At 63.5% G+C, this 25,758-nt stretch carries 21 protein-coding genes and 2 pseudogenes; 14 read left to right on the top strand and 9 right to left on the bottom strand.

The genetic code is table 11. From position 1 onward, the window contains the following. Nucleotides 1-198: 198 nt before the first annotated feature. Genes CQ13_RS27940 through CQ13_RS27920 form a run of 5 tightly spaced genes read left to right on the top strand, consistent with a single transcriptional unit; the run spans nucleotide 199 to nucleotide 5,487 of the window. Nucleotides 199-1,116 (top strand): ABC transporter permease, encoded by a 918-nt coding sequence (locus tag CQ13_RS27940; RefSeq protein WP_057846049.1) that lies wholly within the window; start codon nucleotides 199-201, stop codon nucleotides 1,114-1,116. Then, nucleotides 1,113-1,994 carry an ABC transporter permease gene (locus CQ13_RS27935; RefSeq protein WP_057846048.1) on the top strand — a complete coding sequence of 294 codons (882 nt, stop codon included), beginning with the start codon at nucleotides 1,113-1,115 and terminating at the stop codon, nucleotides 1,992-1,994. Before CQ13_RS27940 ends, CQ13_RS27935 begins: the two co-directional genes overlap by 4 nt. Continuing rightward, entirely contained in the window at nucleotides 1,991-2,968 is a 978-nt protein-coding gene (locus CQ13_RS27930) for an ABC transporter ATP-binding protein (RefSeq protein WP_057846047.1), read from the top strand. The genes CQ13_RS27935 and CQ13_RS27930 overlap by 4 nt, the downstream gene beginning before the upstream one ends. Then, complete coding sequence (locus CQ13_RS27925; protein ID WP_057846046.1) at nucleotides 2,965-3,915, top strand: ABC transporter ATP-binding protein; 951 nt, start codon at nucleotides 2,965-2,967, stop codon at nucleotides 3,913-3,915. Before CQ13_RS27930 ends, CQ13_RS27925 begins: the two co-directional genes overlap by 4 nt. Before the next feature lie 42 nt (nucleotides 3,916-3,957). Further along, a complete protein-coding gene (locus CQ13_RS27920) occupies nucleotides 3,958-5,487 on the top strand; it encodes an ABC transporter substrate-binding protein (protein WP_057846045.1) in 1,530 nt (509 codons plus the stop codon). 51 nt (nucleotides 5,488-5,538) lie between these two features. Here CQ13_RS27920 and CQ13_RS27915 read toward each other — a convergent pair whose 3' ends face one another. After that, a complete protein-coding gene (locus tag CQ13_RS27915) occupies nucleotides 5,539-7,242 on the bottom strand; it encodes a winged helix-turn-helix domain-containing tetratricopeptide repeat protein (protein WP_057846044.1) in 1,704 nt (567 codons plus the stop codon). A gap of 232 nt (nucleotides 7,243-7,474) precedes the next feature. Between CQ13_RS27915 and CQ13_RS27910 the strand changes: the two genes are divergently transcribed. After that, nucleotides 7,475-13,552: an autotransporter-associated beta strand repeat-containing protein gene (locus tag CQ13_RS27910; protein WP_197427461.1), complete on the top strand. Its 6,078-nt coding sequence runs from the start codon at nucleotides 7,475-7,477 to the stop codon at nucleotides 13,550-13,552. A gap of 25 nt (nucleotides 13,553-13,577) precedes the next feature. Next, a complete protein-coding gene (locus CQ13_RS27905) occupies nucleotides 13,578-13,856 on the top strand; it encodes a hypothetical protein (RefSeq protein ID WP_057846042.1) in 279 nt (92 codons plus the stop codon). Nucleotides 13,857-13,878: 22 nt separating this feature from the next. Here the strand turns inward: CQ13_RS27905 and CQ13_RS27900 are convergent, their stop codons facing one another. The 7 genes and pseudogenes from CQ13_RS27900 to CQ13_RS27875 form a co-directional block, all read right to left on the bottom strand. Beyond that, nucleotides 13,879-15,354 carry an amidase gene (locus tag CQ13_RS27900; protein WP_057846041.1) on the bottom strand — a complete coding sequence of 492 codons (1,476 nt, stop codon included), beginning with the start codon at nucleotides 15,352-15,354 and terminating at the stop codon, nucleotides 13,879-13,881. A gap of 76 nt (nucleotides 15,355-15,430) precedes the next feature. After that, the gene (locus CQ13_RS27895; RefSeq protein WP_082637690.1) at nucleotides 15,431-15,820 is read right to left on the bottom strand and encodes a type II toxin-antitoxin system VapC family toxin; all 390 of its coding nucleotides are present in this window, start codon (nucleotides 15,818-15,820) and stop codon (nucleotides 15,431-15,433) included. Nucleotides 15,821-15,828: 8 nt separating this feature from the next. Then, the gene (locus CQ13_RS27890) at nucleotides 15,829-16,065 is read right to left on the bottom strand and encodes an antitoxin (RefSeq protein WP_057846070.1); all 237 of its coding nucleotides are present in this window, start codon (nucleotides 16,063-16,065) and stop codon (nucleotides 15,829-15,831) included. Between the two features lie 85 nt (nucleotides 16,066-16,150). Next, a pseudogene (locus tag CQ13_RS27885) lies at nucleotides 16,151-16,525 on the bottom strand (VOC family protein); the annotation flags it as partial. A 27-nt stretch (nucleotides 16,526-16,552) separates the two neighbouring features. Further along, on the bottom strand, nucleotides 16,553-16,801 hold the full coding sequence (locus CQ13_RS27880) for a hypothetical protein (RefSeq protein ID WP_057846040.1): 249 nt from the start codon (nucleotides 16,799-16,801) through the stop codon (nucleotides 16,553-16,555). A gap of 83 nt (nucleotides 16,802-16,884) precedes the next feature. After that, nucleotides 16,885-17,004, bottom strand: a pseudogene (locus tag CQ13_RS41625) (transglutaminase domain-containing protein); the annotation flags it as partial. Between the two features lie 48 nt (nucleotides 17,005-17,052). Further along, nucleotides 17,053-17,286, bottom strand: coding sequence for a hypothetical protein (locus tag CQ13_RS27875; protein WP_245309364.1), 234 nt, complete (start codon nucleotides 17,284-17,286; stop codon nucleotides 17,053-17,055). Between the two features lie 623 nt (nucleotides 17,287-17,909). Between CQ13_RS27875 and CQ13_RS27870 the strand changes: the two genes are divergently transcribed. From CQ13_RS27870 to CQ13_RS46530, 6 genes are all read left to right on the top strand, one after another. Next, the gene (locus CQ13_RS27870; protein ID WP_057846039.1) at nucleotides 17,910-18,845 is read left to right on the top strand and encodes a class I mannose-6-phosphate isomerase; all 936 of its coding nucleotides are present in this window, start codon (nucleotides 17,910-17,912) and stop codon (nucleotides 18,843-18,845) included. Continuing rightward, complete coding sequence (locus tag CQ13_RS27865; protein ID WP_057846038.1) at nucleotides 18,842-21,127, top strand: glycosyltransferase family 4 protein; 2,286 nt, start codon at nucleotides 18,842-18,844, stop codon at nucleotides 21,125-21,127. The genes CQ13_RS27870 and CQ13_RS27865 overlap by 4 nt, the downstream gene beginning before the upstream one ends. 39 nt (nucleotides 21,128-21,166) lie before the next feature. Continuing rightward, a complete protein-coding gene (locus CQ13_RS27860) occupies nucleotides 21,167-22,462 on the top strand; it encodes a glycoside hydrolase family 130 protein (RefSeq protein ID WP_057846037.1) in 1,296 nt (431 codons plus the stop codon). Between the two features lie 43 nt (nucleotides 22,463-22,505). Then, nucleotides 22,506-22,748, top strand: a complete 243-nt coding sequence (locus CQ13_RS27855; protein WP_057846036.1) for a hypothetical protein — start codon at nucleotides 22,506-22,508, stop codon at nucleotides 22,746-22,748. 600 nt (nucleotides 22,749-23,348) lie between these two features. Next, nucleotides 23,349-23,585: a hypothetical protein gene (locus CQ13_RS41620; RefSeq protein WP_082637683.1), complete on the top strand. Its 237-nt coding sequence runs from the start codon at nucleotides 23,349-23,351 to the stop codon at nucleotides 23,583-23,585. A gap of 64 nt (nucleotides 23,586-23,649) precedes the next feature. Continuing rightward, nucleotides 23,650-23,784 (top strand): hypothetical protein, encoded by a 135-nt coding sequence (locus CQ13_RS46530; RefSeq protein WP_283807532.1) that lies wholly within the window; start codon nucleotides 23,650-23,652, stop codon nucleotides 23,782-23,784. 103 nt (nucleotides 23,785-23,887) lie between these two features. Here the strand turns inward: CQ13_RS46530 and CQ13_RS27845 are convergent, their stop codons facing one another. After that, entirely contained in the window at nucleotides 23,888-24,850 is a 963-nt protein-coding gene (locus CQ13_RS27845; RefSeq protein WP_057846034.1) for a VOC family protein, read from the bottom strand. A 145-nt stretch (nucleotides 24,851-24,995) separates the two neighbouring features. Between CQ13_RS27845 and CQ13_RS41615 the strand changes: the two genes are divergently transcribed. Then, on the top strand, nucleotides 24,996-25,283 hold the full coding sequence (locus CQ13_RS41615; RefSeq protein WP_082637682.1) for a hypothetical protein: 288 nt from the start codon (nucleotides 24,996-24,998) through the stop codon (nucleotides 25,281-25,283). Nucleotides 25,284-25,758 lie beyond the last annotated feature (475 nt).

The raw sequence follows: 25,758 nt of genomic DNA, 5'->3' as shown, positions 1-25,758 counted from the left end.
GCTTCACCGAAACAGACACTCATCGTGAGATTGCAACCTGCAAATGGCACACACATTGCAGTCATCGCAACAAGGCGTCGGCGCAGTGGGAAGTCGTGGCAATCGTCAACTCGCTCTTGCATGGGACGATAGTTTGGTGACACCGTTGCTCTCGCTTCGCCGATCACGATGCGTGTGCGTCGGCGCTGGAGTTTGTTGATGTTGCGTCTGATTGCCCGGCGTCTTGCTCTCGGTGTGCTGGTCGCGCTGACCGTCATGACGCTTGCATTCCTGCTGACACGGCTGTCCGGCGACCTCGCGGTTTCGATCGCGGGTCCGCAGGCGACGCAGGCCGACGTCGAAATCATCCGCAAGGCCTACGGCCTCGACCGCCCGCTCTATGTCCAGTTCTTCGCCTGGACCGGCCGCGCCATGGTCGGCGACTTCGGCCAAAGCTATTTCTTCAAGGACAGCGTGGCGAACCTGATCCAGAAGCGCCTGCCGATCACGCTGACGCTCGGCCTGGTCGGCCTGAGCCTCGCCTTGCTGATCTCGCTTCCGCTCGGCATCCTGGCGGCGCTGCGCGAAAACACCTGGATCGACCGCGGCGTCACCCTGTTCACGATGGTCGGGCAGGCAGTGCCGAGCTTCTGGCTGGCACTGATTCTGATGATCGTGCTCGGCCTGCAACTCGGCATCCTGCCCATCTCAGGCACCGGCACCTGGCAGCATTTCGTGATGCCCGGCATCGTGCTTGCCTTCACCGCGATCCCGGCGCTGACGCGGCTGACGCGCTCCGGCATGATCGAGGCGATGGCCTCCGATTACATCCGCACCGCCCGCGCCAAAGGCCTGTCGCGGGCGCGCATCATTTTTAAGCACGCGCTGCGCAACGCCGCTATTCCCGTGGTGTCGATCGCCGCGGTTCAGCTCGGCTTCATGCTGGGCGGCTCGATCGTCATCGAAACGGTGTTCGCGCTGCATGGCGTCGGCTATCTCGGCTGGGAGAGCATCGCCAAGAATGATTTCCCCGTCGTGCAGGCGGTGGTGCTGGTGCTGGCCGTGTTCTATATCGGCCTCACGCTCTTGGCCGACATCCTCAATGCGCTGCTTGATCCGAGGCTGAGGACCGGATGAGCGAGCCGATTGCCATTCAGGCGCCGCAGCCTTCGAGCATAGGTAGCTCGCGCATCGGCGCCGCCGGCTTTGCGATTGGGATTGCCATCGTCGCGATCGTCCTGGCTGCCGCGCTCGTCGGCAATGCGCTGGTGCCGCAGGATCCGTTCACCCAGGACCTCGGCAATCGCCTCAAGCCGCCGTTCTGGATGGAGGGCACCCAGCCGGGCCATTGGCTCGGCACCGACCAACTCGGCCGGGACTACCTCGCGCGATTGGTCTATGGCGCGCGCATTTCGCTCCTGATCGGCATCATGACGGTGATCACGTCAGGGCTGATCGGCATCACGCTCGGCGTGCTCGGCGGGTTTTTCGGCGGCCGCGTCGACGATTTCGTGCTGTTCGCCATCACGACGCGATTGTCGATCCCTGTCGTGCTGGTCGCGCTTGCGGTGGTTGGGCTGATGGGATCGGGCCTTGGGCTCGTCGTCGCCACCCTCGGGCTGTTGTTGTGGGACCGCTTCGCGGTCGTCGCGCGCGCGACCACCATGCAGGTACGCAACCACGACTACGTCAGCGCGGCCTGGTGCGCCGGCGCCTCGATGCCGCACATCCTGATCAAGGAGATCTTGCCGAACATCGCGAGCCATCTTGCCGTAGTGGCAACGCTGGAGATGGCGCTGGCCATCCTGCTCGAGGCTGCCCTGTCGTTCCTGGGGTTGGGCGTGCCGCCGCCACTGCCGTCCTGGGGGCTGATGATCGCCGAGGGCAAGGACTACATGTTCTTTTCGCCCTGGGTGATCATGATCCCCGGCGTAGCCCTGGCGGTTCTGGTGCTCGGCATCAATCTGGTCGGCGACGGACTGCGCAATCTGCTCGGCGCGGAGCGGCTGCGATGAGTGCGCTCTTGGACGTGGAGGAGCTTCAGGTAACGTTCGGCCGCACCGCGGCGGTGCGCGGCGCCTCGTTCCGGGTCGAGAGGGGCGAGACTCATTGCCTGGTCGGCGAGTCCGGCTGCGGCAAGTCGGTGACCGCGCTGGCGGTGATGAGCCTGCTCGCCCGCGGCGGCCAGCGTTCGGCGAAACGGATGCGTTTTGCCGGTACCGACCTCACATCGCTGTCGGACCGCGAGATGGCGCGCCTGCGCGGCAACCGCATGGCGATGATCTTTCAGGAGCCGATGACCAGCCTCAATCCGGCCTTCACCATCGGTTCGCAGATGGCGGAGGTGATGACGCGCCACAAGGGCGGCTCGCGCGCGGCGGCCCTCGACCGCGCCGCCGAACTGATGGGCCGCGTCGGCATCACCGCACCTGGTATGCGGCTCGGCCAGTTTCCGCACCAGCTCTCCGGCGGCCTGCGCCAGCGCGTGATGATCGCGATGGCGCTGATGTGCGATCCGGAACTGTTGATCGCCGACGAGCCGACCACCGCGCTCGACGTCACCGTGCAGGCGCAAATCCTGCGGCTGCTCGCCAATCTCAAGCGCGAACTCGGCCTCTCGATCCTGCTGATCACCCATGACCTCGGTATTGTCGCGCGCGTCGCCGACCACGTGTCGGTGATGTATGCCGGCGAGGTGGTCGAGCGCGCGCCGACCGCGGAACTGTTCCGCGCGCCGCAACACCCTTACACCCGCGGTCTTCTGTCCTGTGTGCCGGTGCCCGGCCGCGTGCAGCGCGACCGGCCGCTCGGCTCGATTCCTGGCGTCGTGCCGGCGATCGGGCCAGGCTTTGCCGGCTGCGCCTTTCGCTCGCGCTGCGCCCACGCCGACGAAACCTGCGCGCGCGCGATACCGCGGCGTCAGGCGGGCGATGCGCATGATTATCTTTGCCGGCTTGAGCCGGACTGGGCGGAGCTGCAACCCGCATGACCGCCGCGATCGAGGTCGAGAACCTGCGGTGCGAATTCCGCGTCCACACCGGGCTGATGTCGGCGGAAAAGCGCGTGGTCGCGGTCGATGATGTCACCTTCAGCGTGCCAGCCGGTAGCGTGCTCGGCATCGTCGGCGAGTCCGGATGCGGCAAGTCCACGCTGGCCCGCCTGATCCTCGGGCTGCTCAAGCCGACGGCGGGAACCGTGCTGGTCGATGGCAAGCGCCTGTTCGACCTCGACCGCAAGGCGCGGGCGCGACTGATCCAGCCGGTGTTCCAGGATCCGTTCGCCTCGCTCAATCCGCGCCGGCGCATCAAGGACATCGTCGCGCTGCCGCTTGCAGCCCAGGGCACGTTCTCGCGCGGCGAGATCGAGCGCCGGGTCGGCGGTATTCTCGAGCGCGTCGGCCTGTCGGCCGCGATGGGCGAGCGCATGCCGGCGCAGCTCTCCGGCGGGCAACGCCAGCGCGCGGCGATTGCCCGCGCATTGGTGCTGGAGCCGCGGATCGTGATCTGCGACGAGCCGACCAGTGCGCTCGACGTCTCGGTGCAGGCGCAGATCCTCAATCTCCTGGCCGACCTGCGCCGCGACCTCGGGCTGACTTATCTTTTCATCAGCCACAATCTCGCCGTCGTCGAGCATGTCGCGAGCGAAGTCGCGGTGATGTATCTCGGCCGGTTCGTCGAGCGCAACGAAACCGACGCGCTGTTTCGCAAGCCCCGCCACCCCTACACCCAGGCGCTCCTGGAAAGCGTGCTGACGCCGGAGCCGGGCAAGGGCGTGCCGGACATCGGCCTCGGCGACGCCATGCCGGATCCATCCAATATTCCGCCGGGCTGCCGGTTCAACCCGCGCTGCCGCATCGCGGTCGAACGCTGCCGCCATGAGGCGCCAAAGCCCGTGGTCCGCGCGCCCCGGGGGATGGTAGAATGTCACTTGGCATAGGGCGTGTTTTGCGCCGTCTGTAATAGAAAAAAGGAGAGCGATATGCGTATGCAAAAAAAGCTCGGTGTTGCAATTCTGGCGGCGGTTCTATCGGGTGTCGCTGCATTGCCCGCTTCCGCGCAGAAATCCGCCGACACGCTGCGGATCGTGATGCGCGACGCGCTGCCCAACATCGATCCCTTCTATAACAATTTGCGCACCGGCGTGGTGATGCATCACCAGGGCTGGGACGCGCTGGTCTACCGCAATCCGGACACCTTCAAGCTGGAGCCGCTGCTCGCAACCGAATGGAAGCTGCCGGATCCGACCACGATCGAGTTCACGCTGCGGTCCGGCGTCAAATTCCACGACGGCAGCGCGTTCACCGCCGATGACGTGGTCTACACCGTCAATCTCGTCGCCGATCCGGCGAGCCGCGTCTCGACCCCGTCGAACTACAACTGGATCGACAAGGCGGAGAAGACCGGTGACCTTTCGGTGCGCGTCAAGCTGAAGCGGCCGAACCCGGCGGCGCTGGAATATTTCGCGCTGGTGCTGCCGATCTATCCCAAGGCCTATCGCGAGAAGGTCGGCGCGGAAGGTTACGCCAAGGCGCCGGTCGGCGCGGGTCCCTACAAGGTGACGAAGGTCGAGCCCGGCGTCTCCATCGACTTCGAGCGCTTCGAGGGCTACTGGGCCGGCAGCCCCAAGGGTAAGCCTGCGATCAAGAAGATGAGCGTGCGCTTCGTGCCGGATGCCGGGACCGAGATGACGGAATTGCTCGCCGGCCGCGCCGACTGGATCTGGAACATGAACCCGGACCAGCTCGAGCCGGTGAACCGGATGCCGCATCTGCAGGCGGTGCGCAAGGAATCGATGCGGATCGGCTTTCTCTCGATGGATGCGGGCGGCCGCACCGGCGCCGACAATCCCCTGACCAAGCTCAAGGTGCGGCAGGCGATTTGGCACGCGATCGACCGTAAGGCGATCGCCGACAAGCTCGTCACCGGCGGCAGCCGCGTTCCGGCTGCGCCCTGCTTCCCCTCGCAGTTCGGCTGCGACGCCGAAGCCGCGGTGGCTTACGCCTACGATCCGGCCAAGGCGAAGCAGCTTCTCGCCGAGGCCGGTTATCCCGATGGATTCGACGTCGAGCTTGCCAGCTACGTGCTGCCGCAATGGGGCTCCTCGGTGCAGAACTATCTGCACGCGGTCGGCATCCGTGCCAAGCTGAACCAGCTCCAGACCGCGGCGCTGATCCAGCGCGCCAAGGCCGGCGAACTGCGGATGTATCTCGGAAGCTGGGGCAGCTATTCGATCAACGACGTCTCGGCCATTCTGCCGAATTACTTCGACGGCGGCGCCGACGATTATGCGCGCGATCCCGAGGTGCAGAAATGGCTGCTCCAGGGCGGATCATCCATCAACCCGGAGGTGCGCAAGGAGGCCTATTCGGCGGCGATCAAGAAGATCACCGAGCAGGCATACTGGGCGCCGCTGCACACCTATGTGACGACCTACGGCCACTCCAAGCAGCTCGATTTCACGCCGTACCCGGACGAACTGCCGCGGTTCTATCTGGCGAAGTGGAAATAAGCGAGCGGACCCAGCGCTGACCCGGACTGCGTAAACCGACGCGGCCCGGGCTCAACTCGCCGGCAGGCCGGCCGCGACCATTAATTGCATGATCCGTTCGGTAGCTTCGATATAAATCGGGCTGGAATTCTTCCTGGGCGTCGGGACGTTGTGATAGGTCGAGCCGGGCCGCAATTCCATGCCCTTGTCCATCGCCGCTCTCGCTTCCTCGATCCTGCCCATCTGCTGATAGGCCGCCGCCAGCAGCATATGCGTGCGTCCGCTGGCGGATGTGATTGCGATCGACTTCAGCAGCCACGGCACCGCGTCTTCGGCGCGGCCCATCAGCATGTTGGCCCAGCCCGCACCGATCTTCCAGGTCCAGCGCGACACCTGCGGGGTGTCGAAGCGGTCCGCCTGCATGAACGTCGCCAGCGCGTCCTCGAAGCGTCCGGTTTGAATCTGCGCAAGGCCGACATGGTACAGCGCGATGCCGTTCCAGGGATCGAAGCTCAAGGCTTTTGCGCAAGCCACGAGGCTAGCGCGGAACTGGTTGGTCGCGTTGAGGAAGCGGCAATAGGCTTCGTGCGCCGGGATATAATTCGGCCTGGCGCGCAGCGTCTGCTGCAGCATCGCCTCGGCCTTGATCTCCGCCGCTTCGCGCTCGGGTCCGCTCAGCCACGCCATCTGCACGCCGCGCATCAGCAATGCTGCGAGCGCGACCTGAAGCTCGACATTGTCGGGGTCCTCGGCGAGCGCTTTCTCCAGCATGGCCTGCGCCGCCTGAAAACGTTCCGGCGAAGTCTGCTTGATATGGGCGGTCGCCTGTTCGATCACGACCTTGCTCTTCGCAGCCGATGACGCGTCGGCATTCAGCAATTCGTTGACGCGCACCGCCAGGGCGTGACCGACACCCGCCGCAAGCCGGGACTGCTGCATCGGCAGATCCGTATCCGTCAGGGCGACCGAATAGGACGCGGTCCACTTGACCTCGCCGGTTGCCGCCTCCGTCATGCGCGTCCGTATCGTCCAGGCCTGCTCGCTCTTCTGCAGTTCGCCCTTCACCACGAAGTCGGCCTTCGCTGCACCCGTTTCCGGAGCCAGCACGCGGATGTTTTCGATCTTCGCCAGCCCGTCGGTGAGGCGCCCGCTCACCTCAGCCGCCATCTGGGCGACGAGGGGATCGTTGCTCGCATCCGCGATCGGCATCATGGCGATGCTTGTCGGCCCGCGCGCAAAGATCAGGCCGGGCCGCAGCATCCACGCGGCGACCGCCGTGCACAGGATGGCGAGCCCCGCGACAGAAGCGAACGCGATGCGACGCCGGCTGAAGTCGAAAAAGCGCTTCGCGGGCTCGCTGTTGGTTGCGACCGCCACCGCCGTGTCTGGTGCGGCCGGCTCGGGCTGGCTGAGGGGCGCAATTTCCGGCGCGGCCGGGGCGGCGACCTCGGTCACGCCGGCCTCGGTCACTTGGGCCCCCGTCACTTCGGCCTGGAACAGGTAGCCGCGGCCGGAGATCACCCGGACCACCTGGCGCTTGTCGTCGCCGAGCGCGGTGCGGATTTCGCGGATGCACTGGAACAGGCTGTCCTCGCCGACATGGACGTTCGGCCAGGCGGCTTCCATCAACTGCTGCTTGCTCAGGACGCGGCCGGCATTGCCGGCGAGCAGCCGCAGTATCTCCAGGGTCTTGGGTCGCAGCCTGATCGTCGCGCCATCGGGCGCGCGCAACTCGGCACGCTCCGAATCGAGCTCGAAACCAGAAAAACGCAGCACCCGTCCCCTCCCGCCGGCAACTGTCCCCATTTAGTGCCGGATCGACCGAAAAAATGTGCCCAGACGCACAAGGACGCCGAATATCAGAAAAATTTAAGAATGTCTCAACAGCCGTTTCAGGACGTCCCCGGCGCGAAATGAGAGGAAAGGGGGAGTTGATGTGGGGGAGTCGTGCCGAACGGGGACTGCGATGCCGGACAGGCGCGCGGACCCCTGCCGGCCGGGGCAGAACATGTTCGGTATACGTTATTATTATGTCGGGCTGCGGGGCGCCGGCAGCAAGCGGCTGCGGGCCGCGCTATTGGCCACGACAGCGCTGGCGGCCGTGGGCACCCCGGCGGCGGCGCAAAACGCCACCTGGCTCGCCGCTCCCGGCAGCGGCGATTTCCTCACCGGCTCCAATTGGAGCACAGGAACGGTGCCATCAGGCACCGCTTCCTTCGGCGCGTCGAACACCACCAGCCTGTCGATTGCACCGACGGCCACCCCCACGACCACGATCGGCAGCCTGACCTTCAATGCGGGGGCGCCTGCCTACGACCTGACGATCGGCCAAACGCTCGTGCTCAACGGCGCCGGGATCGTGGTCAACGGTGCAGGTGCCACCATCACCACCGCCGGCGCCGGCGGCACCCTCCAGTTCAGCAATTCGAGCAGCGCCGGCACCGCCACCATCAGCAACGGCGTGACCACGTACTTCTACGACAGCAGCACGGCCGGCAGCGCAGCGATCACCAACATCGGCAGCATCGGCTTCGAAGGCACCAGTACGGCTGCCAACGCCACCATCGACAACGCCGGCCTTATCGATCTCTACCACAGCAGCACGACCGCCGATGCGACCATCACCAACCGCAGTCTTCTGTTCTACTACAACAGCAGCTCAGCCGGCAGCTCGACCATCACCAATACCGGGAGCCTCGATTTTCGCGCAGACAGCACAGCCAGCGGCGCCACCATCGCCAATTCCAATTACATGTCCTTCTCTGGCAACAGCACGGCTGGCAATGCAACCATCACCAATCCCGGCGGCATCACCTTCACTGGCAGCAGCACGGGGGGCGACGCGACCATTACCAACACTGGCGGCATAACCATCACCAGTCTGGCCAGCGCCGGTAACGCCAACGTCACCAACGCAGGCACTCTCGTCTTCGACTTCAGCGGCTCGGCCGGTAACGCGACCATCGCCAACCAGTCTGTCATGGTCTTCTATCGCGACAGCACCGCCGGCACCGCCGGCATCACCAATAGCTCGCAGCTCCGCTTTACCGACTCCAGCAGCGCCGGCGGCGCCGCCATCACCAACACCGGGACCCTCAGCTTTCAGTCCACCAGCTCAGCCGGCACCGCGGTCATCACCAACTCCGGCACCGGCAGCATCACCTTCGATGACTTCAGTTGGGCCGCCGGCGCGAACATCATCAACAACGGCAGCCTGAACTTTCGCGCCAGCAGCTCAGCCAGCAGCGCGACCATCGTCAACCACACCGACATCGTCTTCGATGACGCCAGCACGGCCGGCGGCGCGACCATCACCAGCGATGGCCGGCTGCTCTTTCATGACACCAGCAACGCCGGCAGCGCCGCCATCACCAACAATGCCGGCGGTCTCGTCGATTTCTCCGGCACGATCGGAGCCGCCGGCAACAACAAGCTCACGGCCGGCTCGATCGCAGGCGCCGGCACCTACCTGCTGGGCGCCAACGAGCTCACGGTCGGCTTCAACAATCAAACGACCGAGGTGAGCGGCGCGATCTCCGGGACCGGCGGCTCGCTGATCAAGACCGGCCCCGGCACGATGACGCTGTCGGCTGCGAACACGTATACGGGCGGCACGACGGTCAACGGCGGCACCCTCCAGCTCGGCACGGCGGGCAGCGTAGGCACGATTCTCGGCGCGGTCAGCGTCGGTGCCGGCGGCGCACTCGAGCTCTTCCACACCAGCCTCAGCGGCATCACCAGCATCGCGAATGCCGGCGTCACCACCTTCTACGGCAACCTGAATGCCAGCAGCACCAGCATCACCAGCACCGGGACCCTGAACTTCAGAAACACGAGCAGCGCCGGCTCGCTCAACATCAATGCCGGCTACGCCAATTTCTTCGACGGGAGCACGGCCGGCAGTGCCACCATCACCAACAACCAGACCGTCACTTTCCAGAACAGCAGCTTGGCCGCCAGCGCGACCATCACCAACAACAGCCTCCTCGAGTTCAAGGACACCGCAACCGGCGGCAGCGCGCAAATCACCAACAGCGATACAGTGAATTTCCGCGACGCCAGCACGGCCGGCGGCGCGACCATAACCAACAACGGCAACCTGAACTTTTTCACCGCCAGCAGCGCCGGCAGTGCCACCATCGGCAACTACAACCGCATCGATTTCAATGCCAACAGCACGGCCGGCGGTGCGACCTTCACCAACGGCGGCTACGGCAGGACCGATTTCTACGACACGTCCACCGCAGGCAATGCGCAATTCACCACCAACGACTCGGCGGCGGTGAACTTCAGGAATACCAGCACGGCGGGCAGCGCGAGCATCACCGCCAATGGCGGATTCGTGCAATTCTTCGGCGCCAGCTCCGCCGGCAGCGCAAGCATCGCCCTCAATGGCTTCGTCTCCCTCAACTTCACCGATACGAGCTCCGCCGGTCACGCAACGATCAACCTCAACGACCCCAGCGCCTCTGTCGGTTTCTACAATGGCAGTTCGGCCGGTACCGCCACGATCAACGTCAACGCGGGCAATCTCAACTTCTTCCAGACCAGCTCCCTTGGAAGCGCAACCCTCACGAACAACAAATATACCTGGTTTGCAGACAGCAGCTCGGCCGGCAGCGCCGCGATCGTCAACAACAGCAACAACAGTTTCCTGTATTTCACCGGCAACGCCAGTGCCGGCAGCGCGACGATCACCAACAAGATCACGACCCAGACCTGGTTTTCCGACTACAGCACGGCCGGGACCGCCACGATCATCAACGGCGAATACTTGAAGTTCGACGGCCACTCCACAGCCGGCAGCGCGGCCATCATCACCGAGGGCAACGTCGATTTCTCGGGCACGGTCGGCGTCAACAGCGACAACAAGGTCAGCGCCGGCTCGATTGCGGGCACCGGAAATTTCTTCCTTGGGAACAATGAAATTACGGTCGGCTCCAACAATCTGTCGACCGAGGTGAGCGGCATGATTTCGGGCTTCGGGATCTGCTGCGGGAACGATACCGGGTCGCTGGTCAAGATCGGCACAGGCACGCTCACGCTGTCGGGAGCGAACATCTATGGCTACGGCACGACCATCAACGGCGGCACATTGCGGCTCGGCAGCGCCACCGGAATCGGCTCCATTCTGGGCGCGGTTACGGTCGGAAGCGGTGCAACCTTCGACGTCGTCAATGCCGACACCAGCGGCATCACCGGCATCAGCAACAGCGGAACGACAACCTTCCGCAACAATACCAACGCGGGCAGCGCCGCGATCACCAATCCCAGCACCCTCGAATTCAGTAACGCCGCCTCGGCTGGCAGTGCAGCCATCACCAATGCAGGCACGCTCGAATTCAAAGACGTCGCCACGGCAGCCAATGCTCAGATCACCACGACTGGCACGACGAATTTCAGAAGCAGCAGTTCGGCCGGCAACGCAACGCTCACCGTCAACGGCAATTTCGTCAACTTCTACAATATGAGCACGGCCGGCAGCGCCACGATCAACGTCGGTACCGCTAACTTGAATTTTCGGGACTCGAGCACGGCTGGCAACGCTACCATTGTCAACAACGGCGGTCTCTTGACTTGGAACAGCGCCACGCTTGGCAACGCTACCATTACCAATAACATGGGCCTTTATCTGGAAGACAGCAGTTCGGCCAGCAACGCGACGATCACCAATAACGCCTGGATCTACTTTTACTACAGCTCGACGGCTGGAACGGCCACGATCGTCAACAATCACAGCCTGAATTTCTGGAGCGACTCCAGCGCCGGCAGCGCGCGCATCGCCAACGCCGCCACAGGCACGCTCGAGATCGTCAACAGCGCCACACTGGCCAACGCTACGGTCATCAATAGTGGTCAGATGAGTTTCTGGGGCGGCAACTTCGGCGACGTCCCCACGGCCGGTAACGCGACCATCACCAACAATGCCAGCGGCACGATTGAATTCCGCAACAGCGGGACCGCCGGCAGTGCGACGATCGCCAATAACGGCCAGATGTGGATGACCGGCAACTCCACAGCCGGCAGCGCCACCATTACCAACAACAACCAGTTGACCTTCGACACCAACACCACGGCCGGCAGCGCGACCATCATCAACAGCGGCAATGTGCTGTTCGACGGCAACTCCGCGCCCGGTAATGCGGCGCTGATCAACATGACATCCGGCGCCGTCTTCGACCTCTCGATGAGCACCGGCCCCAACAGCGACAACAAGCTCGCCGCCGGCTCGCTCGCCGGCAGCGGGACGTTCCAGCTCGGCGGCAAGGAGCTGACGGTCGGCAGCAATAATCTGTCGAGCAACGTCACCGGGGTGCTCGCCGACGGCGGATCGGGCGGCGGCACCGGCGCGTCGCTGGTGAAGGTCGGCACCGGCAGGCAGACCCTGTCGGGCATCAACACCTATACCGGCGCTACGACCGTCGACGGCGGCACGCTGGCGGTGAACGGCTCGATCCTGTCATCGAGCGGCGTCACCGTGAATGCGGGCGGCGCGCTCGGCGGCACCGGCATCGTCGGCAACACGATGATCGCAAGCGGCGGTGCGCTCGCGCCCGGCAATTCCATCGGCACGCTCACCGTCAGCGGCAATCTGGGCTTTACGAGCGGCAGCTTCTACACGGTGGAGGTCTCCCCATCCTCCGCCGACCGCGCCAACGTCGCGGGCACTGCGACGCTGACCGGCGCCACCGTGCAGGCGGTTGCGCTGGTGCCGGCTCGCTTCAGGGCCCAGACCTATACAATCCTGAACGCCAGCGGCGGATTTGGCGGCACGCAGTTCGCCGGCCTCGACGTCATCAACAGCTTCCGTCCCGGCGCGCGCAATCCGCACCTGACCTATGACGCCAACAACGTCTATCTCGTGCTCGATCCCGGCGAGATCATTTTGCCGTCGGGCACGAACGCCAACCAGGCGAGCGTCGCCGGCGGCATCAACCGCGCGGTGTTCGGCGGCGCGACGCCGCCGGTGGCCTTCGACGTCCTGCTCAATCTCGACGGTACGCCGCTGAAGAATGCGCTGACGCAGATCTCCGGCGAAACGGCGACCGGTGCCCAGCAGAGCACCTTCAACGTCATGACCATGTTCATGGGACAGATGACCGATCCGTTCATCGACGGGCGCGGCGACATGGGTGCTTCGGCTCAGGGCGTATCCTCATATGCCGCCGATGGTGCAGCGCGGCGCGCTGCCGTGGCGCGCGATGCCTTTGCCGCGATCCCGCCGGCTGTGCCGACAAGCTTCGAGCAGCGCTGGAACGTCTGGGCCGCAGGTTTCGGTGGATCGCAGACATCATCCGGCAACACCGCACTTGGATCGAACGGCGCGACGAGCCGTCTGTTTGGGGCCGCCGCCGGGGCCGATTACTGGTTCTCGGCACATACGCTCGCCGGCTTTGCGCTGGCGGGCGGCGGAACCAATTTTTCCGTGGTCAATGGCGGTACGGGACGATCCGACCTGTTCCAGGCCGGGGCGTTCGTGCGCCACCACCATGGCCCCGCCTACCTCTCCGCCGCGCTGGCCTATGGCTGGCAGGACGTCACCACTGACCGCACGGTGACGGTCGCGGGCATCGACCGGCTACAGGCGCGCTTCCAGGCCAACACCTTCGCGGGCCGCGTCGAAGGCGGCTACCGGTTCGCAACACCCTGGATGGCGGTCACGCCTTACGCCGCAGGCCAGGTGACGTCGTTCCAGCTTCCGGCCTATGCGGAGAGCGTGCTGTCCGGGGCCAACACCTTCGCCTTGAGCTATGGCGCGAAGACCGTCACCGCCTCGCGCAGCGAGTTGGGATTGCGCACCGACAGAGCATGGGCGGTCGGCGATGCGATCCTGACGCTGCGGGGCCGCGCCGCCTGGGCGCATGACTTCACCCCCGACCGGGCCGCCGCGGCGACGTTCCAGACGCTGCCGGGAGCGAGTTTCGTGGTCAACGGCGCCGCGCAGGCTCGCGACGCCGCGCTGACGACCGCCGCCGCCGAGATGAAATGGCGCAACGGCTTTTCGCTGGGCGCTACCTTCGAGGGCGAGTTCTCCAGCGTCACCCGCAGCTACGCCGGCAAGGGAGTGGTGCGCTATGCGTGGTGAATCCCGACGCCGGACCGGCAGCCTCATGGTCAGATCGATTCGCCTCGTCCAGGACAAGAGCCCTGACGAAGTCGATCAGCGCGCCGAGCGACCGCTCAGCCAGGAGGATGCCTCGAAGCTCGCCGAGATCATGGCCGAGCTGACCTATCTCGATCATCTGGAAGCAACGCGCGCGAGCAACGTGGCGAGCTTGAAGCGCCTCAAGGACGCCTGCGACGCGCTGCTGGACAGCGGGCTCAGCACCTTTGAGCGCGACGCTGCCTCCCGATACGTCGAAAGCAAGGACGAACCGGCCAAGCAGTAACGGCGGACGACACGCCCGCCGTTCACTCCGCCGTCACATGCACGCCGGGCGTCTGCCCCGCGTTCCACTTGCTGTCAATCGCGCGTTCGATCTGTGCCGCGAGCTGCAGCAAGAGCCCGTCATTCGCTTGCTTGGCGATGGCCTGGATGCCGAGCGGCAGGCCGTTCTCATGGGCGGCGAGCGGTAGCGAGATCGCGGGGATGCCGCAGAGATTGGCGAGCGGGGTAAAGGCAAAATTGCGCCAGAGGTTACCGAACCAGTCCAGCACGTCTGGATTGTCGCTGATCGTGAGATATTCCGTGGTGCCGACCTTCGGCGTCGGCAGCGCGGTGATCGGCGTCAGGATGATGTCCCAGTCCTCGAAGAACGCGCCGAAGCTGCGCGAGGTCGTGTTGAATACCGCCTGCATGCGGGCACGGTCGGCGTAGGACGTGTGCCGGCCACGCTCCCAGATCCGAATATTGATAGGCTCGATCAGATCTTCCGGCGGCTGTTCGAGGCCGCGCGCCGCCAGCATGTTGGAGATCACGACGGCAAAATTGCTGATGTAGCAGGTGGTCTGCGCCGCGAAGGCTTCGCCATAGTCCAGATCGGGCAGGGCGTAATCGACGTGATGGCCAAGGCCCTCGAGAAAGCGTCCGGCCTTCTGCAGCTCGGCTGCGATATGCGGCGTCGCCCGGTATTCGCCCCACTGGTACGACAGCGCGATTTTCAGCCGGGCAGGATCGCGTGCGATCATCCGCGTATACGGCTCCGGCGGACTCCAGAACGGCATGAATTCGCCCGGCGCCGGACCGCGGCAGGCATCGACGAAGGCCGCGGTGTCGCGCACTGTGCGCGACTGGCAGCCTTGAATCGAGACCAGCCCGCTCAAGTCGGAGAGGAGCGGCGACAGCGAGAACACGCCGCGCGAGACTTTCAGCCCGATATTGCCGTTGACGCCGGCAGGAATCCGGATCGAGCCGCCGCCGTCGGTCGCGTGCGCGATCGGCACCGCGCCGGCGGCGACCGTCGCAGCGCTGCCGGCCGACGATCCGCAGGTGGTGTAGTCGGTATTCCAGGGGTTGCGGGTGACGTAGACGGCAGGATTGTCGGCCGAGCTGCAGACCCCGAATTCCGGCGTGGTGGTGCGCCCGATCAGATTGAGCCCGGCCGCCCGCATCTTCCGCGTCAGGAAAGTGTCGGCGGTGGCGCGATTGCCGCGCATGAACAGCGAGCCCATTTCCTGCAGCCGGCCCTTCAATGTCGGACCGAGGTCCTTCATCAGGAACGGAAGTCCGGCAAAGGGACCATCGAGATTGGCGCCGTCGGTGGCGGGATCGGCGACCGCATCCTCAAACACTTCGACGACGGCCGAAAGTGGGGGATCGACCTTGGCGATCGCAGCAGCGGCCTGCGCCGCCAATTCTTTTGCCGTGAGCTCGCCCTTCGCCACGCGTGTGGCCAGCGCCACGCCATCGTGCTGCGCCCACTCGTCCCAGCTCATCGGCACATTCATTCAATCATCCTTTCGGCGGGGCTCGAACTCTGTACGATTAGGTAAGCCGACTTGTCCGCTGTGGCTCGGATGGCTCTCACAGAAGCCAATTCTCTACCTTCAAGCCGCGAACGCGTTTGAACTCGTCCATATTGGCGGTCACCATCGTGGCGCCGGTCGCGCAGGCATGGGCGGCGATCAGCAGATCATTCGCTCCAATCGGCTTTCCAGCAGCTTCCAGCTCCGCGCGGATTCCGCCGTATTCGGTATCCGCGGGAACGTCCCACGGGAGCACATCGATCTCGGCGAGCAAATCTTCGACCGCCTTGAGCAATCGCTCGGAACCGCTCTTCGCGCATCCATAGCGCAACTCGGCGGCGACGATGATGCTTGTGCAGATCTTGTCTTCGCCCGCCTTGGCGATCCGCTTCGCGGCTTTGCCCTGAGGATTGCTGACCAAATCGGAGATGATGTTTGTGTCCAGCATATAGCGGATCAAAGCACACGCTCCGGTGCTGGTACGGGATCGTCGATGTCGGGAAAGCTCTCTTCGATCGGCTTCATCGTCTTGAGCAGAGCGACCAACCCGCGCTTGCGCACCGGCTCGATCACCAAACGCTCACCGTCACGATGCATGATCGCCTCATCGCCAGGCAGTTCGAATTCCACAGGAATACGAACCGCCTGATTGCGGCCGTTGCGAAATAGTCTGACGTGCCTTTGCTCGGTCATGGATCGCGAAATCCCCTTGGCATATGCCATAGACATATGCCAACTGACCCGAGAATTCAAGGCATTTTTGTTCGTTCGCGAACACTCAAGGCTTGATGAGACGCACCCTTGTCCTCCAGGGATCGGCGGTCTCGAAGCCGTTGGTAATCGCCGTGGCTGGCGCTCCGGCCTGCTGCAGGCGCTGCTCCTGGGCCTGCAGGATTCCCTCCGACGCGACTTCAAGCGAAAACCATGCAAGTCCCGTGGCCGCATCATCCCGCCGGCCGGCGCCGGAACTCTGCCAGACATTGATGCCGAGGTGATGGTGATAGCGCCCCGACGACAGGAACGCGGCGCCGGTGCGCTTGCGGGTCGGGTCGAAACCGATGGCGCCACCATAGAAGCGGTCCGCCCGTTCGAGGTCGCCGACGCGCAGGTGCATGTGGCCGATGCGAAGGCCGTCGGGCGCCCCGGCATAGTCCATCATTACATCGCCTTCGCCGCCATCTCAGCAGCCGCGGCAGATATTCTTCAGCTTGGCGTTGGTCCTGGCGTCTTCTGCGCTGAAAGGATCTTTGTAGGCGGCTCGCGACGGGTCTTTTTCGGAGATAACGGGCTTTTCCATTTTCGGAGGATGCGCGGCGTCGTAGCATGACAGGCGCGCATTGGCGTTGTCGATCGCACGGCACTCTGGCGCAGCGGCAAGAGCGCCCGACGCACATGCGCATAGTGCCAGCACGGCGAGAGTCGTTTTCATCCGAGTTCCTTTCCCGATCGTCGCAGTTCGAATCAAGCAGGTCGATGCGCGGCGACCGTCACGCAACCTCGTCGGTCCAGACCTTGCGCGGGAATGTTCATGCAGCCGCAGAACGCAACGGCAAGATGGGCGTAGTCGCGGCAGACGCCCTTGCCCTCCTGGTAAGCCTCCCACGCCGTCTTGCTGGCGCGCCCCGGCCGGTAGAGGCCTTTATCTTCGCACAGGCGATAACGGCGCGACAGCCAGCTTTGCTAGCTCAACAAGGTACGCACCCTCATGGCGGCATCGTAGATCTGGACCTGAAGCATCGGATAAGCGGTCTTCAGCTTTCGACCGGAGACCTCGGCAGCCTCGATCGTATCAAACTCCGACTTGAAATGGCCGTCGACAATCGTCGCGAACCCTTCGGTCGGAGGCCTGTCGGCCCGCACCGCCTTCTTCAGCTCTGGTTCTTCAATTGAAAGCACGGATTTTTTCATCGTCATTCCTCGCGCGTTCACCGCGATGATTTGATCTGCGTGGAAGCTGGTTTCAAAAGCCGCGGTTGGCGCATCGCGATGCGCGTGTTCCGCACTGCGGCGTCACCACTGGACAATAACTGCTCCAGCGATAAGGAGACCAAGAACAACTGGTACCAGGATTGGAGGTACCAGCCACTCTCGCAGATTGAATTGTTGGCTGGTGGACATACTAACCGCCCTCGTGTGGCGGGAGTACAAGACTCTCAGTCACCGATAGCAGCCAATGAAGGGGCGGTGATGTGTATAGCAGACGCTCTTTTCATGACGATGTCGAGCGAAATCCCAAAGCGAAGGCAAGGGTCAGCGTTCGTTCCGCATCTTTCTGATGGCGAGAGAGCAGCGTGATGTGGAGCTGGGATCGATTTCCAGTCGCCTCTGCCGTCCTCGGCGTGCCGTCTTGCACTATATCGACCGCACGCGAAGCAAAATGGTTGCTATTGGGTGCTGCAGTATCCATATGAGCAACAGCGTAACCGGTTCCGCAACAAAGCGTGTCCCGCAGACGCGACGCTTAGCCACACATCCTACTGATGATATCGACCAACGGCATGTCGCTTCGGCATGCGCGTCATGGGTCAGGAGATCCTATGCCCATCGAACACGCGTCCGTACAGGCCATGCCCAAGCCCTGGGGCGTCGGCGATCTCCAACCATGGAGCAGCATCGACGGTACCGGGGGTGCGGTGGGAGAGCTTTGGTTCGAGCGCGCCGACAGCAATGCGCCGACGCCTGCCTTGCTTCTCAAGTTGCTGTTCACCAGCGCACCATTGTCGATCCAGGTCCATCCGGACGATACGTTTGCGCGCGCAATGGGGATGCCGAACGGCAAGAGCGAGGCATGGTACATCATCTCGGCGGAGCCGGGCGCGCAGATCGGCGTTGGCCTGAATCGACGGGTCACACCACAGGAACTACGGACGGCGATCACAAATGGCTCGATCATTGATCTGGTTCAATGGCGTCCGGTTGCGAAAGGCGATGTCATCTTCATTCCGGCTGGGACCATCCACGCTCTCGGCGCCGGCATCGTGCTCGCCGAGATTCAACAGCGCAGCGACACGACATTCCGCCTGTTCGACTACGGCAGGCAGCGTGAACTGCACATCGACAATGGCGTCGCAGTCGCGAACATTGCTCCGCTTCGACCTCCACGTCATCCAGTCCGCCTGACTCTTGAGCGGACGGTTCTGGTCGCGAGCCAGCATTTTGTGCTCGAGCGGCTTGAGCTGCCCGAAGGTTCAAGCTGGGCGCTGCTCGCCGATTCGGAGACTTGGGTTCTCGCTCTCGACGGCCATGCGGCGATCGGATTGGCCGCGCTGTCGGTCGGGCAGGCGATCTTCGTCGGCGGCGGTCGTGCCAGCATCGAAGTCGGTGCCAACGGGCTAACCGCCCTGGTCGCATATCCCGCAAGCGGCCCGATCGGCTCCCTTTTGCACAGGCTTTCCGGGCAATCGATCAAGCCTGTTCGGTCCGTTGCGTCCGACGTGACGAAACTCACCGGCCTGGTCGAGGCGCACACGTGACGCCGCTACGCAGGATCGCCGTGATCGGCAATTCGTTGCCTCGCCGCTGCGGAATCGCGACATTTTCGACCGACCTGCAACGCGCAATCTCGAATTCGGAGCCAAACCTGCAAACCTGCATCGTGGCGATGACCGATCACGATCAGACCTACGACTATCCGGCCTCGGTCGCGTTGCAGATCAAGGACGCCAGCGTCGAGGAGTATGTGGCCGGTGCGGCGTTTCTCAACGCCGGCCGGTTCGATATCGTCTGTCTGCAGCACGAGTTCGGAATTTTCGGCGGCGAGGCCGGGGCTCATATCCTGGAACTGCTGTCGCGCCTTACCATGCCGGTCGTCACGACGCTGCACACGGTGCTGGCCGCACCGACCGCGGCTCAGCGCGCGGTGATGGAGCGCATCGTCGAGATGTCCTCGAAAGTCGTCGTGATGGCCAACAAGGGCCGTGAGCTGCTGCGCAACGTCTATCGCGTGCCGGACGACAAGATCGAGGTCATTGCCCATGGCATCCCCGACTTTCCGCTCGTCGCGCCGGACGAGGCAAAGGCCAAGCTCGGATTCAGCAACCGGTCGGTCATTCTGACGTTCGGCCTGCTGTCCCCCAGCAAGGGCATCGAGGTCATGATCGACGCCATGCCCTCGATCCTGAAAAGACGGCCGGACGCGGTCTATGTGGTACTTGGAGCGACGCATCCCAATCTGGTTCGTGACCAGGGCGAAGCGTATCGCGGCAGCCTGATGGCACGCGTGCGCAAACTTGGCGTCGAGGATCACGTCGTATTCCTCGATCAGTTCGTGTATCAGGCCACGCTGCTCGAATTCATTTCAATGTGCGACGTCTATGTCACGCCGTATCTCAACGAGGCGCAGATGACGTCGGGCACGCTGGCCTACAGCTTCGGCCTCGGCAAGCCGGTCGTCTCAACACCTTATTGGCATGCGCGCGAACTGCTGGCCGACGGCCGCGGCGTTCTCGTTTCCTTTGGCGACGCGATGGGGATTGGCAACGAAATAGCGGGCCTGCTTACCGACGGTCCTCGCCGTCAGGCGATGCGCGAGCGCGCCCACGCTGCCAGCCGATCGATGACATGGGAGCGCACAGCCGAGCGTTACATGACCGCCTTCGACAATGCACGACACGGCCACCGGCTGAAGGTGATCGCGCGCGCCCGACCGGACGCAATCGCGCCGCACCGCCCCGCCGTGCCCGACATGCAATTGGGCCATTTCCTGTCGATGTGCGACGATACCGGCCTGTTTCAGCACGCCGTGCATTCGGTACCTGATCGCGCGCACGGCTACTGCGTGGACGACAACGCCCGCGCGTTGCTGCTGGCCTGCGCGCTCAATGAACCGGGCGAACACCCGCTTTCGGAAAGCCAGACGGGCCGCTTTGCCGCCTTTGTGCAGCATGCGTGGAATCCCGATACCAGGCGCTTTCGCAACTTCATGGGTTTCAACCGGACCTGGCTTGAAGATAAAGGCTCCGAGGACAGCCACGGGCGAACTCTGTGGGCCCTGGGCGAATGCGGGCGGAAGGATGCCAGCCGATCACGGCGTCGATGGGCGGCGGCCTTGTTTGCCGAAGCCCTGTCGACCGCCGCGGCCTTTCGTTCGCCTCGCGCAATGGCCTTCACGCTGCTCGGCCTCGACGCCTATTGTGCCCTAACTCCGGATGATCAGCGCGCCCGTGAGATCAGGCATTCTCTTGCCGACGGGCTGGTTTCGGGCCTGGATTTGGTCGAGACGCCGGACTGGGTGTGGTTCGAGGAAAGCCTGGCGTATGACAACGCCCGCCTGCCGCAGGCCCTGATCGCTACGGGCCTCGCAACGCGAACGCCGGCCTACATCGATGCTGGCTTGAGAACCCTGCGCTGGTTGATGACACAGCAGACGACCTCAACCGGGCATTTCCGTCCCGTGGGCACGACGAGCTTCGGACAACTTCGAAAGCCTCCTGGCGCGTTCGATCAGCAGCCGGTGGAAGCCAGCGCAACGATTGCGGCATGTCTGATCGCCTGGCGGGCGGACGGCGATGCCGAATGGAAGGCGATCGCGGCCAGGGTTTTTTCCTGGTTTTTCGGCGGCAACGACCTGTCGGTGGCGCTGGTCGATTCCGACACCGGCACTTGCCGCGACGGGCTGCATCCTGACCGCGCGAATGAAAATTGCGGCGGGGAGTCGGTCGTGTCGTATCTGCTGGCGCTCGCCGAGATGCGCCAGCTTGTGCGCGCCAATATCAATCCGACCAATCCTGTGGCGCTTCGCGCCATAGGCGCTTGAGTCAAGCGTCTATTCACGCACACGCGAACAGAGGGCACGCTGTTGCAAGCCACTTTCATCAATCGGCGGGCGCTCTATCTGCGGCCTGATCCTGGGCGCGTGATCGTCCGTCCGTTCAAGCCAGCGACCGAACCGCGCGATCTCAATCCGACCGACAAGACACGCGCCAATCATATTGTCGAGCGCGTTCTCAATCTCGATTCGCAGGCTGCAGCCGCCCAATTGGCGGACGTGCTGGAGAATTTTCAGGGCCGGCACCGCAACTTGCTAAAGACCTTTGAGCTGCGTGCCGATGAGATGGAGGAGGCGCTGCTGGCGCACACTACGTTTTCCGAAGTGCAGCGCCAACTGATCGGCGCCTACTTCCTGCACGAGTATTCCTTCGAAGCGTCGGCACTGTTCAATCCAAGCATCGTGCCGCACCCCGACCAGTCGGGAATTCCGAGCGGCAGCCTGCGCTTCATTCTGAGCCTCCGAGCCGTCGGCGAGGGGCATGTATCGTCGCTGACGTTTCGCGCCGGCACGATCGCGGCGGATGGCAGTATCAGAGTCGATCCGACCGCCCGGCTCGCTACGAGTCCCCGGATCACGCACCGGACCACCGGACCGAGCGGCGATGAAGTCGACGTCGTTTTCGAGCTGGCACCAGACATCAGCGAACGGGTGATCTTTCCGCTGACGGAGTCGCAATCGAACGGCATCGAAGACGCTCGCTTCGTCCAATTTAGCGACGGCGGTCGGACGATCTATTACGCAACTTATACCGCCTATAAGGGCACTGCCATCCGATCGGAGTTGATTGAAACCGCCGACTTCCTCTCTTTTCGGATGACGCCGCTGCAAGGCACAGCCGCGCGTAACAAGGGCATGGCGCTCTTCCCGCGGAAAATCGATGGCAGGTACGCCATGATTGCGCGACAGGACAACGAGAATCTCTATCTGGTCTATTCGGACGATCTCTACAGATGGGAAGGCGGTCAGCCGGTCTTGAGGCCGCAATTTCCCTGGGAGTTCGTGCAGATCGGGAACTGCGGATCGCCAATCGAACTGGAGGAGGGCTGGCTGATGTTGACGCACGGTGTCGGCCCGGTCCGGAAATACTCGATCGGCGCAGCGCTGCTGGACAAGCGCGACCCTTCCAGGGTGCTGGCGCGTTCGCGTGAACCGTTGCTGCGACCCGAACCATCCGAACGCGAAGGCTACGTTCCCAATGTGGTCTATACCTGCGGAGCGATGACGCACAACGGTCAACTCATATTGCCTTACGCCGTCTCGGATACGTACTCCAACTTTGCGACAATCGAAATTTCCGCGTTGATGCGATCGATGGCTTGAATCAGAAATCGCGCGGTGCGATCCGCATTTCTAAGGAGACCCCATGGCTCGCGAAACAAGCTACTTCGTTCAGGTATTCAATGCCGGCCGGGGAGGAAACCTGAAAGCCGACGCTCCGATTGCCTGCAAAACGGCAACGGGCGCGCTTCGCACCGCGGAGCGGCTGGCCGAGAGCAAGCTCGGCGTTGTTGCCTTCTCATCCACCGGTGACCCTGAGGTCGGCGACTATGACGACGAGCCGACGGTCATCTTCCGCAGGGGAGAGCTGCCATCGGCCTTCGATTGAGATAAACCCGACAAATTTCCGCGGATCGGGCCATGTAGACCGCTTCGAATTGGACGCGACGGGATTACGTCAGCGCCCTTCCGCAATCGCGCTGGAGGTTGGCATAAGGTCAAGTGCGAGCATTGCCACCGGCAGGCGCTCGGCGTCTCCGCGGCGTTTTAGCGCTCGCTATTGCGGCGACGCGAGCCTAGAGTTGATTATCACCGCGTTTCCCACGGCGTCTATCGGTGACTGAGGGCTAGCAACGCTCACGCCCCGACGAACGGAGCGCTTTTGTTGTCCCAAGGTTGCTTGGCTGCCGACCGGACCGTCCCGCCGGCAATCGTTCCGCCGCTTCTTCTATTGTTGGTGTCGGCCGTGGCATTCCTGCATGGATAGGACGAGCGAACTGCATTACCTGATCAGCGGCAACAATCAATTTGGCCGGGTCAATCTTAGCCGTGCGGCGGCGGGGCTGCCGTCAAGAAGGCGAAGGAGCTCTTGCAGGAGGGTTATTTGGATGTGAGGATATACACGCCCCGGGGCCGCATCCTGCTGTCTGATGAGTTCGACCATCTTGAAGAATAGCAAGGCGCCCACAACAGGTCCCGGAGGCAAGCCATGAGCAGACCCTTCAAGACCGCCGATGAGCTCCAGGATATGATTGTGGAGCAGGCAAGCATCCTCCATGGTCCCTGGCCTTCGGGAATGACGATGTTTGTTTTTGACGATGCTTACGGATGGAGCGCGAGCATCAGTCGGCCAGCGTCCGAGGGCGACGATTTCTATCGCGCCCGCACGCTCGATCTGATCAGGACGTTGAAGGTCAGATATGATCTCGACGCGCCTCGGCTCTAGTCGACAACGATTTCTAGCCGGATCTGCATTGGTTCAAGCATCACCATCAACCCAGGAGATCGACATGGCCAAAGGCGAGCAACGAGGCAATCGGGAAGCCAAGAAACCCAAGAAGGAGAAGATCAAGGTAATTGCCGCAGCACCGAGTCAGAAGGCCGGGGGCTGGCAGCCAACCTTGGGTTCCGGTAAGAAGAAATAATGTTCGGTGATCATTGGCGGGAGAAAGAAACCTGACTTCTCCCGCGGTCGCATGGCCTGTCGGCGCATGCTGAACCGGGCTAACCGAACGATCGCGCCCAGCATCAAACCTTGATTAGCCGCACCTTGGTGCCCCAGGGATCGGCGGTTTCGACGCCGTTGGTAATCGCCGTGGCTGGCGCTCCGGCCTGCTGCAGGCGCTGCTGCTGGGCCTGCAGAATTTCCTCCGACGCGACTTCAAGCGAAAACCATGCAAGTCCCGTGGCCGCATCATCCCGCCGGCCGGCGCCGGCGCTCTGCCAGACATTGATGCCGAGGTGATGGTGATAGCGCCCAGACGACAGGAACGCGGCGCCGGTGCGCTTGCGGGTCGGGTCGAAGCCGATGGCGCCGCCATAGAAGTGGTCCGCCCGTTCGAGGTCGCCGACGCGCAGGTGCATGTGGCCGATGCGAAGGCCGTCGGGCGCTCCGGCATAGTTGGAGATGCGCGGATTCGTCAGCGTCAGCAGGCCGTCTATGTCGAGCGGGTCGGTCGCCATCGCGACCGTGCCGCCATCCCATTTCCAGCTTTCGGGCGCGCGGTCGGCGTAAACCTCGATGCCGTTGCCTTCGGGATCGTCGAGATAGACGGACTCGCTGACGAGGTGGTCGGCAAATCCGGAGAGCGGCACCTTATTTGTTGCGGCGTGCACCAGCCAGCGAGCGAGATCCTTGCGGGTCGGCATCAGGAAGGCGGTGTGATAGAGGCCCGCGGCATTCCGCGCCTCCGTGGCGGCGCCCGCGCGCAGCGTGAGATCGAGCAGCGGCACGCCGCCCGCGCCGAGACGGGCGCCGGTTGCCGTGCGTTGCAAGACGGTGAGCCCGATGGCGTCGCGATAGTAGTCGGTGACGAGATCGAGGTTGCGCACGCGCAAGGTCACCATGCCGATCCGCATCGGCGTGCGGTTGGCGAAGGTCGGCCCGCCGCCCGCCACACCCTCCGCCTGCGCTGCGGCAACGGCCGCGGCCGACAGCGATGAGGCGCCGGCGAGATGGAGCAGCGTGCGGCGCGTCAGACCGATGGCCATGAATTTTCCCTTTCACGATCGTTCAATGAAGCAGATCCTGCGCCGGTTTCAATCTCCGCGACGCCGCATAAAGGCTAACCGGAACCATCGTTGCAGCAGAACGTTTTGCTCTGAGCAAGCCATTTTGAGCCTTTGGAGACCGAAAATGACCCGCGTCGCGGCAGCGATTTTTGTAGCGGTAATCGGAGTGAGTGCGGCCTCTGCCCAATCCACGGCACCATCGGGCCAGAAGCAGGAGACGGCCTGCACGACATCGCCGGCTGCGACATCGGGAAGCGGCGAGGAGAAGACGTCAAATTCAGTCACCGTTGGTAAAAGCGCGGTGCTGCCCGATGCCGGCGGCACGAACTCGGCCGCGCCGACGGTGCAGAGCGGCGACAAGCCGCTGAAGGCTTCCCCGAACTGTCCGCCGGATTCCACACCAAAAGATTGACGGCGAGATCCCATAGAGCGGGCAAAAGGCACACTTGCGCCGTGCCCACATCTATCGCCGGGTGGGCTTCATGTTGGTGGCTTTCGCTTGCCACCCTACGGACGGCGAACTGATTTGCCTCGCGCCCAAGCGAATTTCAATGCGCGACTGCGACTAAATGGCACGACGGGCAAATCACTTCGGATTTTCAGAACTCGTGTCAAGCCCGGGAATCAAAAATATTCCGCTTAACTTGTCACGCAAATCAGATGCATAACTCCGCCCGTCTCACCCATTGAGGGGCGCTCGCGATCGTCACGAACGTGCGGTGAGATGCGATGGACGCTGATGGCGCGCTAGACGTACGCGCCGGAAGCGTACGGCGAAGTCGTGTGGTTCGGACGCCGCGGTGCTGGCGTTAAGTCGGCGGGAATTATCCGGTCGGCGACGGAGGCAAAAGAGCCGTTCTCCGGGAAGCAACTGTATTTTTGAAGTA

Origin of the sequence: Bradyrhizobium retamae (assembly GCF_001440415.1) — a bacterium.
Taxonomy (GTDB): domain Bacteria; phylum Pseudomonadota; class Alphaproteobacteria; order Rhizobiales; family Xanthobacteraceae; genus Bradyrhizobium; species Bradyrhizobium retamae.
This window is presented reverse-complemented; position numbering and strand designations above follow the sequence as displayed.